The organism is Niastella yeongjuensis (genome assembly GCF_900110245.1).
Taxonomy (GTDB): Bacteria; Bacteroidota; Bacteroidia; order Chitinophagales; family Chitinophagaceae; genus Niastella; species Niastella yeongjuensis.
In genome coordinates this window covers 161,198-173,812 of sequence record NZ_FOCZ01000013.1, presented here as the reverse complement: position 1 = coordinate 173,812, position 12,615 = coordinate 161,198, and the positions used below count along the sequence as shown (strand labels likewise).

Below are 12,615 nucleotides of genomic sequence, written 5' to 3'. Positions count from 1 at the left end.
GGGACGAACTGGAGAATAGTAAGCATAAAAATAAAACGCTAGTACGGATTCTCACCAAGGTGTTAAGTGTCATGTTAACGTTTAAATGAGTATTTCAAAAAGTCTGCCGAAATAAAATATTCCAATTAGACAGATCCAATAAAACTTAATGATAGAAATTATTCATTAGGAGCAAGCAAGGTAAGCATATCGTTTTTCTGTATACGACAGCCATTATATACCACATTGCTTAATGGAAAAGATATATTGCAGTGGGATTCTGGCCTTTCTGTGACTATCCAATTCTGGGCGCACAAACGTACCGTGTTAACTTCAAACGATCGTCCTGTAGTGTCCTGTCCCGGATTCCCGGTTCAGTTTACATGCCACCAAAAACGCCGGTACACCTTTAATATTGTGTTGTAATTCATTTTGTTATATGCCTCGACGAATTGAGATAAGTGGATTGAAATGAGGCAGATAGGTGTAATTGGGATTAGAAACCAATTAGAATTAGCTGGTTTATAGCAGGTTATTTTTTAATGTAAATACGCTAAAACCACTTTTAGCGGGAAGTAAATAAATGAAAAATGTCCGCCGCAGCGGACATTTCATAATAACATTAAAAGTTGAATGCAGTATTACATGCCTGGAACAAAAGCCCGGCCAATTTCTGTTCTGAATGGCCAGGGAATAGCGGCCAGTATTACCAGTAAAGCAATCAAAAAGAACCAGAATGCTTTTTTGTATTTGTTATAGTCAGAGATTGACTTTTTAGCCTGACCTCTGCCCACTGTGATCAATGCAATGGCAATGATCATCATCAACGGGTGTTCTACCCAATAAAAACGATAGGTGGCATTTTTCATTACACTTACGCCTTCAGGCACCCCTTTCGTAATACCGAATGTACCAAAGAACAACAATATTAAACCAACCAGCAGGGTAGTGTGGGCTGTGATCATGGTAAACAACCATAATTTCTTGTCACCTGCAGATAATGCCTTTTTACCAATGAAACCTGATAAGCTCTTTACGATGGAAACCAACAATAAGATCAACAGTATCCACCGGAGCCAGCTATGTAGTGCAACTAAAAAATTCATAATGTGGGATTTGCCGGCAAAGCTAATGGCGACAGGTTGAAATCTCAAATTTGATTCCTGAATAATATGGCCTCAATCTACCCAATCGGCAATAAAAATGTTGGTATCGTGGGTGCCTCCGTTATTGCGGTTACTGCAAAACACAATCTTTTTACCGTCGGGGCTAAACATGGGAAAGGCATCAAACCCCTTATCGCGGCTGATCTTTTGCAATCCGCTGCCATCGGCCTGCATAATATACAGGTTGAAGGGAAACCCTCTTTTGTATTCGTGATTCGAGGCAAAGATGATCCGTTTGCTATCGGGTAAAAAAGCGGGCGCCCAGTTGGCTTGTCCCAACTGGGTTACCTGGCGGGCATTGCTGCCATCGGCATCGGCAATAAATACTTCCATTTGCGTAGGGGCTACCAGGTTTTCAGCCAGCAGTTCTTTATACGATTGCAGGGCTTCGGGTGTTTGCGGTCGTGAAGCACGCCAGATGATCTTTTTACCATCGGGGCTGAACCAGGCGCCGCCATCATAACCCGGTGTATGGGTGATGCGTTTTTCTTTGCCGGTTTGCAGGTCCATTATATACAGATCGATATCGCCATCCTTTACACTGGTATAGATCATTTTTTTGCCATCGGGTGAAAGTGTTGCTTCTGCATCATAACCCTTGCTATGGGTAAGTTGTTTAACGATGTTGCCATCGAGATCGGCCATAAAAATATCATAGCTGCTATAAAGCGGCCATATGTACTTATTACCGTATTTCGACCGGTCGGGCAGGGGCGGACAACTGTCACCTGCCAAATGAGTGGATGCATATATAACGTGTTTGCCGTCCCTGGTAAAAAAGCCGCAGGTGGTCCTGCCTTTACCGGAACTTATCCTTTTATAAGTGAAAGGAGTGCCCGGTGCAGGTATCTTGCCAACAAAGATCTGATCGCAGGGGATGCCGTCTTTAATACTGGTGCGTTGAAAAACGAGCCATTTACCGTCATAACTGAAATAAGCTTCAGCATTATCGCCACCAAACGTTAGCTGTTGAATGTTCCTGAAATGTTTTTCTTCAGGATAGTGTAAAGTGTCGGTCTGTTGCGAAGTGGCCAACAAAGGCAAAATAACCAGCAGAATAATTGGGATGCATTTTTGAATAGCCATGAAATGAAGATAATTTTGTTAAATAGTTTGCATGTCAGAATATTGTCATAAGTACTAGATAAAAATCGGTTAGTTTTGCCTCGGTCGCCGAAGCTTTAGCGTAGGCGATCCTCGGTCGCCGACCGTGTGCGCCGAATCCGCCGCGGCGGAGAAGGTGCAAGCCCTGGCGTAGGCGACCCGTTACAAAGGCGACCCCGTTGCAAATATTTTTAATACGTGCCGGCCTCTGAAAAAAACATATATAACGCAGATGAAAAGATGGTTCTTTTTAAAGAGTTTTTTGTTGATAGGTTTATTATGTTGGTTATGCAGTTGCAATTCCAAAAAAGAAAAGGAATCGCCGGAGAAAGTGTTAGGTTCACAACCCTATGCAGGATTGACCGATAGTATTAAACGGTTCCCCCAAAACCAGGACCTGTACCTGGAAAGAGCAGTACTGCTTTCGCAAAACAATCGCCATGAACTGGCCATGTCCGATTATAAAAAAGCCTGGGAATTAAAACCCGAAGAACACATCGCGCTGCAATATGTATCCAACCTCATGTTGGTAAACCGGCCTGCTTCTGCAGTTGACCTGTTAAAAGAATGTATAGCCAAATGGCCCGCCAATCCCGACCTGCATCGCCGGTTAAGCGAGATCTATACACAGGTAGGCGAAACAAAAAAAGCGATTGATCAATACGATGAATGGGCACAGCAGGATTCTACCAACTTTGAGATCTGGTATGAAAAAGGCGTATTGCTGGCACAGTTAAAAGATACTCCCGCTGCCATAACAGCGCTGGAACATTCATACCGCATAGCCCCCATCAATTACAATGGACTGGCCCTGGCCAGTTTATATGGCGCTACCCTGAACCCGAAAGTGATCACCATTTGCGACCAGCTGTTGCGTAAGGACACCTCAGACATTACCAACGATGTGCTGTACCTGAAAGGCAGTTATTATTCAGATACCAAACAATACGACAAGGCTATCCATACATTCAATGAATGCATCAGCCGCGACTGGAAATTCACCGATGCCTATATTGAAAAAGGCATTGTGTTGCATGACCTGAAAAAATATGACAGTGCATTAAAGGTATTTACCACGGCAGCCACAGTTACCAATACCAGCCCTGATGCCTGGTACTGGATGGCCCGTTGTTATGAAGTACTGGGCAAAAAAGACCTGGCCCTGGTAAATTATGAACGCGCCCTCGCTCTTGATAAAGATTTCGAAGAAGCCCGGGAGGGAATTAAAAGATTGAAGAAGTAGGGAATGGGCAATAGGCAATGAGCAATACGAAAATGGCAGAGGGCTCACCTACGCCAATGCTTCGGTGAGCAAAGCAGAAGGCAGAAAGAAATACAGCCATAATCCGCCAGCAGGCGGATTTGCCTGGCAAAGCAATCGAAAACAAAGAACTAAGAACATAGAACCCAGAACCCAATAACCCAGGAACCTTTGAACTTTCAACTTTAAACTTTGAACTTTCAACTCTGAACTTAAAACTTTGAACTAGCATGGCTATCGTAGCACCATCATTCCTGTCAGCTAACTTTTTAAATCTCGAAGCAGATATTAAAATGATCAATGAGAGTGAGGCCGACTGGTTTCATCTGGATGTAATGGACGGGCGTTTTGTGCCCAATATTACGTTTGGTCCCATGATCATTGAGTTTATAAGAAAAGCATCTACCCGGTTTTTTGATGTGCACCTGATGATAGTGGAGCCGGAAAAATATGTAGAGGATTTTAAAAAGGCTGGTGCCGATATGCTTACTGTTCACGAAGAATGTTGTGTGCATTTACACCGGAATATACAGCAGATCAAATCGCTGGGTATGCAGGCCGGCGTGGCATTGAACCCCGGTACACCTGTAGAGGCAGTGAAAGAAGTGCTGGATGATCTCGACATGGTACTGATCATGAGCGTGAACCCCGGTTTCGGCGGACAGAAATTCATTCCCAACACCCTGAACAAGATCAGGACCCTGCGCCGCATGATCGATGAACGCGGACTGGCAACCAAAATAGAGATCGATGGCGGCATAACGTTGGAGAATGCCCATTCGATCATAAAAGCAGGTGCAGATGTACTCGTCGCAGGTAATACCGTGTTCAAATCAAAAGACCCCAAAGACACCATCGCACAACTGAAAAAAATAACCAGATAAATGTAAAAGGGATGGCAAAAGACCTTTTCAGTAACCAGGCTTCGCTGTATGCGTTGTACCGCCCCGGTTATCCCGGTGAATTGTATGAATACATTTTGCAGCATGTGTCCCATCCGCAGCAGGCCTGGGATTGCGCTACCGGTAATGGACAGGCAGCCATTGAACTGGCCCGCTATTTTGACAAGGTAATAGCTACAGACATCAGCGAAAAGCAGTTACAACAGGCTATCCCAAACGAAAAGATCATCTACAGCGTTTCAACCGCAGAGCAAACCCCTTTTCCCGATAACAGTTTCGATTGTATTACTGTAGCGCAGGCTTACCACTGGTTTCAGTTTGAAGCATTTGAAAAAGAAGTAAAACGCATTGCCAAACCAGGTGCTGTGGTTGCTATCTGGGGCTATAGTCTGGTAGTGTGTGAAGACGAAACGCTGAATACCCTCATCAAAACATTCTACCGCGATACCGTAGGCCCGTACTGGGACAAAGAAAGAAGGTACATCGACGACCAATATACAACGGTGCCCTTCCCGTACGAAGCGCTGCCATCCAAAGAATTTCAAATAAACGTGCAATGGAACCGGCAGCAGCTGATCGGTTATTTCAATACCTGGTCAAGCGTACAGCATTTTATAAAAGCACACCAGTATAACCCCGTTGATGAACTGGCGAAGGCGATTACTAACATGTGGCCGGGGGAGGATGTTAAGAATTTTTATTTTCCTTTGTTTCTAAAGATAGGTAAGGTGCAGAAGTGAGAAGTGAGTAGTGAGTAGTGAGGGTGAGTGAGCTCGCGAAATTTAAGCAATCTGACTATTCGCGAACTCGCGGAAATTAGGGAACTACGAAAATCGGGAACCCACTCACTACTCACCACTCACCACTCACAACTCACAACTCACAACTCCCCTGCCTCATATTCTAAGAAAGCAATAAAAAGTATCAAATGCAGAAATTACGGTCAGCAATCATCGGATGCGGAAAGATGGCGCAGGTTCATGCGCAGGCTTTAAAGAATATTGCAGAAACAGAACTGGTAGCGGTGCAAAGCCGCAGTGTAGAAAAAGCCACGGCTACAGCTGCCCGCTTTGGCGTAAAAGCTTATACTGATATTGCAGAGATGATCCAAAAAGAGCAGGTGCAGGTGGTAGTTATTTGCACGCCGCATCCGGCTCACCCCGAGGGTGCCCTGATTGCCTTACAGAACGGCGCCCATGTACTTACAGAAAAGCCCCTGGCTGTTTCGCTGGCCGATTGTGACGCTATGCTGGAAGCAGCTGCCAAATACAACAAACAGGTAGGCATGGTAAGCCAAAGACGGTTCTACCCCGCGTGTTATCGCATTAAGCAGGCCATCGATGCCGGAAAGCTGGGTACGCCCATGCTGGGTTCGGTAGTGATGTATGGCTGGCGCGATGAAAAATATTACAACAGCGACCCCTGGCGTGGCAGTTGGGACAAAGAAGGTGGTGGCGTGCTGGTAAACCAGGCGCCGCATCAGCTCGATCTGTTGCAATGGTACATGGGTAGTGAAATGGATGAAGTGTATGGTGTTTGGCAGAATATCAACCACCCGTACATAGAAGTAGACGATACCGCCTCCGCCATTATCCGGTTTAAGAATGGCGCGGTGGCCAACATCATTGTAAGCAATGCACAAAAGCCAGGGTTATACGGCAAAGTACATATTCATGGCTCTAACGGCGCATCGGCCGGCGTACAAACCGATGGCGGCGCTATGTTCCTGCCCGGTCAGCCGGCAGTGTTGGAACCACCGTTAAATGATATCTGGACGGTGCCCGGCGAAGAGCAACAGTTAGACGCCTTTCATAAGGCCGACAGAGACGAATTCAGGGCCACTAACGATCCCGTTGAATATTATGTTCGTCAGCAAAACCGCGACTTTATACTGGCTATAGGAGAGAACCGGGAACCACTGGTAACCGCAAGAGAAGGAAGAAAAACAGTAGAGCTGTTCACGGCTATTTACCGGTCAACCAAAGAACGGCAACCCATACGCTGGCCATTGTAAATAATTATCAGCTTCCTGAGAAAAAATGTCTACAGAAAACCTGTTTTTACTGCGGTAACAATTTTTTGCAAATTCCACCCTCAGCCACCAATTGTATTAATTATCAGATAGTAAGCTGAAAGTGGCCATGGCAGCGGAATTGCATAAATATTATTGAACTCAAACTTTTTGTTATGGTAATAAATGAAAAAGAGTTTCCTGTAGTAGTGCAGGCTTATCAGCCTGGCGCCAGTGGAGAATTATTTGTGGCCGAGCAAATGGTGAGAAATCAGGCTGAAGTAGATGCGTTCAGTACCCGGTATGCCGGTTATGTTATTGAAGCACGTGTGGTTAGAGATAATGAATTAGCGACAAATACAAATCATAATAACCGTACAAGGCGTACGGCTGTTCATCGCCGGGGGATGCCGGCATGGGCAATTATTTTACTAATAGTTGTTGTACTGGTTGTAGTGGGATTCACCACAGGCTGGATCCAAAAAACCTTTGAACTAAATTTGTAATAGAAGTTCGTTCCGTTTTCGTTAACCGGCAGATAATAGTAACCGAGTTATAAACCGCACCCGCATTATCTACCGGTTTTTTATATTAAATCTGAGAAGCCCTGGCAACTGCAGGACCCGTGAGAAGGAATAAATGAAAAACCAAAAAAGAAAAGCTTCAAACTGCAAATAAGGCTATTGCGGTTTGAAGCTTTCACTTTTATATTACTACGGTAATTTATCACCAGGCAAACCCATGCCGGTTACAATTTCATAATTGAATACACCGGCAATAATAGCAGGGTCTTTATCCATCAGTCGTTTCACTTCTTCTTTATCTTTGGTATTATAAATGGCCACGGCGGCCAGGTTGGTTTCGTTGTCCATAACGGGCATGGTCAATACCATATCATTATCGCGGCGTTGTTCAAAGATATACGGCAGGTGTTCGCTTTGAATAATGCGCGGTGTATCACTCAACCCATAGTTTTCACCCTTGGTCAATACCACCAGTACATAAGGCTTAATAGAAGCAAGCTTGGTCATAATTTCGGGCGACGTAAATTGAAAAGCTGGATTGCTCATTGGCTAATTTTTGTTTAGTATTTGATTAAGGAAAAAACTTTGCTCCGGGAATGGGTGAAAGGGTGGGTGCGCTTATATAACGCAATATAATGTTTGAATGGCAAACTAGTTTAAAGTTCAAAGTTTTAAGTTGAAAGTTCAAAGTTGAAAGTTTAAAGTTTCAGGTTCATAGGTTATTGGGTTATTGAGTTCTGGGTTCTTTGTTCTTTGTTTTCGGTTGTCTCGCGCACGGGATCCGCCTGCTGGCGGATTGTGGCTGTATTTTTTTTCCGCTTTGCTCACCGAAGCCTTGGCGCAGGTGAGCCCTCTGCACTTTCCCCTTTTTCCTTTTGCCTATTGCCTATTGCCTTTTCCCGCTGTATCGCTCGCCGAAGCCTTGGCGTAGGAGGGCCTTTCGTACAATAAAATTGCCCAATTTCAGTTTACAATGACGTCAAATTCAGTTAATTTCGACCGCAACAAAAACATACCCGGGTGAAATTTGTTCCTTTTTTACTGGTCTTCTTGGCAGTTTGTATCTCCGGTAGCGTGGTAGCACAGAAAAAGGCGGCCTGGGTTTCGGGCCGGGTGGTAGGTGAAAATGAGCAGCCCCTGGATAATGTGTCCATCGTGATCTTAGGCCGGTTAAAAGGCGTCACCACTTCCGATTCCGGCACCTTTCGGTTAAAAGTACCTGCCGATAAAGCATTTGCCCTCGTATTCAGTTATACCGGCTATAAAACCGAACAACGTAATTTCCTGTTGAACGAGAATGAAGAAGAAGCGATGGTTATCCGCCTCGAACGCGGCGCCCGCGAACTGGAGCCGGTAGTAATCACCAACGAACGGCAGCGGCGCGAGGCCGGCCTGGTAGTCATCAACCCCAAAAATGCCATCAACATCCCTGCTCCCGTAGGCGGAATAGAAAGCCTGATAAAAGTATTCGTCGGTTCCAACAATGAATTAACCTCCCAGTACAACGTACGGGGTGGCAGCTATGACGAGAACCTCATATATGTAAACGACTTTGAAGTGTTCCGGCCCTACCTGGTACGCAGTGGCCAGCAGGAGGGATTAAGTTTTATCAACCCTGAAATGACGCGCAACGTAAGCTTTTACAATGGCGGCTTCCAGGCAAGGTATGGTGATAAAATGTCATCGGTGCTGGATATTCAATACAAAAAGCCAAAGCAGTTCGGCGGATCCGCTTATGCAGGATTGCTGGAACAAGGGCTGCACCTGGAAGGCATTACCAAAAACAACAAGTTCACTTACCTCATAGGCGTGCGTAACCGCAGTATGCGCAACCTGTTTAAAAGCCAGGAAACACAGGGTAATTATGTGCCTTCTTCCAACGACCTGCAGGCATTGCTGACCTACCAGATCAACGCAAAGAACAGCATCGAACTGCTGGGAAATATCTCCCAAACCAAGTTCACGCTGGTGCCTGAGTTCAGTCAGCTTACCTCCTCCGTGTTCTCACCCTATTTCAGCGCCAACCTGGGTATGGACATCTATTTCTCAGGGCGGGAGGAAGACAGGTACCGCACCAATATGGTGGGTTTGTCATTCATACAGAACCCAAAAAAGAACCTGCGGTTGAAATGGATGCTGAGCCGTTTTGAGAATGATGAACGCGAAGGCATTGACATAACCGGTGCTTATATTTTTGGAGAACGCGAATTTGATAAAACAAAAGCCGATTTCGGACTGATCAATAACCCGCTGGGAGCAGGACTGTATCAAAACTATGCGCGTAATAAACTCAATATCCAGGTTTGGAACGCCTCACACAAAGGGATGCTCGATTTGGGCCACCATTACCTGCAATGGGGACAAAGCGCCGAACGCCAAACGGTGAACGATAAACTCCACGAATGGGAATACCAGGATTCGGCCGGTTACAGCCTGCCCGCTGACCCCAATAGCCTGGGGTTGAATAGTGTACTGAATTCAAAAGCCGATTTAACCATCACCCGCCTCAGCGGATACATTCAGGATAATATCATTCTGCACGATTCCATGGGTGTGGTATTAACGCCAGGAGTTCGGTATAACTACAACGACCTCAATAATGAATTGCTGATCTCACCCCGGATAGGTTTTAGCTGGAAACCAGGCCACTGGAAACGCGATTTCATATTCCGTGGTGCGGCGGGTATTTATAACCAGCCGCCATTTTACCGAGAATTACGCCGGTACGATGGTTCGTTGAACAAAGACCTGAAAGCCCAGAAGAGCTGGCAGATTTCAGCCGGGTACGATTATAATTTCCGCTCCGGCAATCGTCCCTTCCGCTGGACGGTGGAAGCCTATTACAAAAACATGTGGGATGTGGTGCCTTACGACATCGACAATGTTCGCCTGCGTTATTTTGGCGAGAACATGGCCAACGCCTACGCGGCCGGTTTGGAAACCCGCCTGTTCGGCGAGCTGGTTAAAGATGCCGAAAGCTGGATCAGCCTCGGTTTTATGCGCACCCGCGAAAACCTGAAAGGCGATAAATATTACGATTATACCATCAATGACCAGGGTGCCATCACCGACAGTACGCAAAAAGAGATGGGCTGGTTACGCCGCCCCACCGACCGGCTGGTTACGTTTGGCATGTTTTTGCAGGATTACCTGAGCACCAACAAGAACTTTAAAGTATACCTCAACTTCCTGTATGGCAGCAACCTGCCTTACAACATTCCGGGAAGTGTAAAATACCGCAATGCGCTGATCATCGATCCTTACATTCGTATCGACCTCGGGTTTAGTGCCCTGCTGCTGGATAGTGAAAAAAGCAACCGCCGCAGCCACAATCCATTTCGTAATTTTGAGAACATCTGGGCCACACTCGAAGTGTTCAACCTGATTGACCGGGACAACACCATTTCCTATATGTTGATCAAGGATTTCTCCAACACCGTTTTCGCCATGCCTAACCGGCTTACCCCCCGGTTGTTGAATTTGAAGCTGGTAGCTAGATTTTAGAAAGGGAGAGATTCATTATAACTGTATCTACTTTACGCCGGGTTATCCATAAGGGTGACCCGGTTTTGTTTTGGGTATAAGTCATATAAGTAATACAGACATGATGTACCTCACCTGGAATTTTATCAGCCATAAACTATAGATATCCCGCTTCTAAATAGAGGTGGGACATCAGTGAGTCATTTGTGGGATATCTGTGGGATATCTGTGGGATATCTCTTATATCGACATGAATCTGAAGAGGTTCTGACTGCATTAAAAATGGGCGGTAAAATGGTAAGAAAATGGCCCTGATTAGGGTTGAAGGATTCCCGTTTTCCAACTGGTTTTCCTAAAATGAGAATGAAGCAGACTGCTATAGGTTCGTAAGTGGTTGGTTTACAGGGTTTTGTTTTTTGGCATTTTTATCGAATGCCTTATCATGAACAAGAACTTACAGCAACAACTCTAAAACCCCTTAAAAGATTAGCATATGATGGCAGTTAGTGTGATCTCAACCCGTCCCAACCCTTTCGTTTCATCCCTTACCCTGGAAATCACTGCTTCAGAAGATCAGCCCGGTGTGGTAAGAATGGCTGATACTACCGGAAAGATAATCAGTCTTTTTCTATGGAAACTGAAAAAAGGAATTAATATCAGCAATATTAATAATCTGAACAAATTGGGCAATGGATCTTATTTGCTCGATGTAATGGACCAAACCGGTCAGATTTTGTGCAGCACAAGAGTAGAAAAGTAAGTGTTTTTTTCAATTTGGGCAGAGAAACATGTATAAAATGTTTTATTAAAAAAATGAAAATGTGTAGTGCCCCGGTTATCTATTCCCAAATTAATAAAATTTTATCCCAAACTGAGACAACGAGTTGCTTGCTTATGAGATATCTGACTGATTATGAGTGTATTGAAATGTGGCATTTCTTTAGTAACCTCTTATTAAACGATACTTGTGATACCATTAAACCATAACCAGAACTCAGAGAGTCACAAAGCAGAAAAAAACGCTGTTTCTATGCGGCAAAAACTAAACAGGATATTACAAATTGACCAAACCGGATCAGGTGGTAACGATGGTACCCCAAAAGTTCCAAATCCAGAAATTATGATCCCTAAAGTTGTTGTCCGCCCTAACCCGTTTTTTACTTCCATAACGCTTGATGTAACGTGTGCACAAGGAAAACATGTAATTGTGCGGATGTTCGACGAAGACGATAAGATCGTAAAAATGTTCAGCTGGTTCCTGGTAAAAGGAATAAACATAACCAATATTAGCGAAGTAGAATTTTTGCCATCTGGCGTTTACTCGCTGGATATTGTTGATTTGGAAGGCGACGTATTATATAGCACCCATATTTCGAAAGGCTAACGCATAGTTTAACCCCTAACCCCGTAGGAGTTGTTTGTAAAAACAACTCCTTTTTTATTGTCAGTTCAGTAATTTTGGGCATGACAAAGCTCAGTGTAAACATCAATAAGTTTGCCACGTTGCGCAATAGCCGCGGTGGAAATAATCCCGATGTATTAAAAGCAGCCATCGATGCAGAACGTTTTGGCGCAGATGGCGTAACGGTTCATCCCCGGCCCGACGAACGGCATATCCGCTACAGCGATGTGCGGGACATTAAGAAGATCATCACTACCGAATTTAATATTGAAGGCAATTGCAGTGAAGACAGTTTGGTTGACCTGGTGTTGGAAAATAAGCCCGATCAGGTAACGCTGGTACCCGATGCCCAGGGGCAGCTCACCAGTGACCATGGCTGGGACACCATTCAACACCGCGATTACCTGCGGGATATGATCCAGACCTTTCAACTGGCCGGCATTCGCGTCTCTATCTTTGTTGATCCCGTGATTGAAATGATAGATGGCGCTGCAGAAACCGGTGCCAATCGTATTGAACTGTATACCGAAAGTTACGCCCGCGAATATGCGAGCAACAAGGAAAAGGCCATTGCTCCTTATATAGCAGCTGCTAATAGGGCCAATGAATTGGGATTGGGCCTCAATGCCGGTCACGACCTTGACCTCACCAACCTGGCTTATTTTGCGCAAAACATTCCCGGGTTACTGGAAGTGTCGATAGGACATGCCCTGATCAGCGATGCGTTGTACCTGGGTTATGAGAATGCGATCCAGTTGTACAAACGGCAGCTGAAGGGTTGAT

Annotated in this window: 12 protein-coding genes; 9 read left to right on the top strand and 3 right to left on the bottom strand. The window is 45.1% G+C overall.

Translation table 11 applies throughout. From position 1 onward, the window contains the following. Positions 1-620: 620 nt before the first annotated feature. Positions 621-1,085 carry a hypothetical protein gene (locus BMX95_RS27545; protein WP_081198285.1) on the bottom strand — a complete coding sequence of 155 codons (465 nt, stop codon included), beginning with the start codon at positions 1,083-1,085 and terminating at the stop codon, positions 621-623. 72 nt (positions 1,086-1,157) lie between these two features. Continuing rightward, positions 1,158-2,231 carry a TolB family protein gene (locus BMX95_RS27540; RefSeq protein ID WP_081198284.1) on the bottom strand — a complete coding sequence of 358 codons (1,074 nt, stop codon included), beginning with the start codon at positions 2,229-2,231 and terminating at the stop codon, positions 1,158-1,160. 250 nt (positions 2,232-2,481) lie between these two features. Here BMX95_RS27540 and BMX95_RS27535 point away from each other — a divergent pair, with 250 nt between their 5' ends. The 5 genes from BMX95_RS27535 to BMX95_RS27515 all read left to right on the top strand — a co-directional run bounded on the left by BMX95_RS27535 (position 2,482) and on the right by BMX95_RS27515 (position 6,929). Then, a complete protein-coding gene (locus tag BMX95_RS27535; protein ID WP_081198283.1) occupies positions 2,482-3,492 on the top strand; it encodes a tetratricopeptide repeat protein in 1,011 nt (336 codons plus the stop codon). 248 nt (positions 3,493-3,740) lie between these two features. Beyond that, positions 3,741-4,394, top strand: coding sequence for a ribulose-phosphate 3-epimerase (rpe, locus tag BMX95_RS27530; protein ID WP_081198282.1), 654 nt, complete (start codon positions 3,741-3,743; stop codon positions 4,392-4,394). An 11-nt stretch (positions 4,395-4,405) separates the two neighbouring features. Continuing rightward, positions 4,406-5,152: a class I SAM-dependent methyltransferase gene (locus tag BMX95_RS27525; RefSeq protein ID WP_081198281.1), complete on the top strand. Its 747-nt coding sequence runs from the start codon at positions 4,406-4,408 to the stop codon at positions 5,150-5,152. A gap of 188 nt (positions 5,153-5,340) precedes the next feature. Continuing rightward, positions 5,341-6,426 (top strand): Gfo/Idh/MocA family protein, encoded by a 1,086-nt coding sequence (locus BMX95_RS27520; RefSeq protein ID WP_081198280.1) that lies wholly within the window; start codon positions 5,341-5,343, stop codon positions 6,424-6,426. Positions 6,427-6,599: 173 nt separating this feature from the next. Beyond that, positions 6,600-6,929 carry a hypothetical protein gene (locus BMX95_RS27515; protein ID WP_081198279.1) on the top strand — a complete coding sequence of 110 codons (330 nt, stop codon included), beginning with the start codon at positions 6,600-6,602 and terminating at the stop codon, positions 6,927-6,929. A 207-nt stretch (positions 6,930-7,136) separates the two neighbouring features. On the opposite strand, the gene BMX95_RS27510 is transcribed toward BMX95_RS27515, so the two are convergent. After that, entirely contained in the window at positions 7,137-7,493 is a 357-nt protein-coding gene (locus BMX95_RS27510; RefSeq protein WP_081198278.1) for a YciI family protein, read from the bottom strand. A 504-nt stretch (positions 7,494-7,997) separates the two neighbouring features. On the opposite strand from BMX95_RS27510, the gene BMX95_RS27505 reads away from it, so the two are divergent. The 4 genes from BMX95_RS27505 to BMX95_RS27490 all read left to right on the top strand — a co-directional run bounded on the left by BMX95_RS27505 (position 7,998) and on the right by BMX95_RS27490 (position 12,614). After that, positions 7,998-10,451: a TonB-dependent receptor gene (locus tag BMX95_RS27505; RefSeq protein ID WP_242673026.1), complete on the top strand. Its 2,454-nt coding sequence runs from the start codon at positions 7,998-8,000 to the stop codon at positions 10,449-10,451. Positions 10,452-10,923: 472 nt separating this feature from the next. Further along, complete coding sequence (locus BMX95_RS27500; protein ID WP_081198276.1) at positions 10,924-11,190, top strand: T9SS type A sorting domain-containing protein; 267 nt, start codon at positions 10,924-10,926, stop codon at positions 11,188-11,190. Positions 11,191-11,460: 270 nt separating this feature from the next. Then, complete coding sequence (locus tag BMX95_RS27495) at positions 11,461-11,814, top strand: hypothetical protein (protein ID WP_081198275.1); 354 nt, start codon at positions 11,461-11,463, stop codon at positions 11,812-11,814. 80 nt (positions 11,815-11,894) lie between these two features. Continuing rightward, on the top strand, positions 11,895-12,614 hold the full coding sequence (locus BMX95_RS27490; RefSeq protein ID WP_081198308.1) for a pyridoxine 5'-phosphate synthase: 720 nt from the start codon (positions 11,895-11,897) through the stop codon (positions 12,612-12,614). Position 12,615 lies beyond the last annotated feature (1 nt).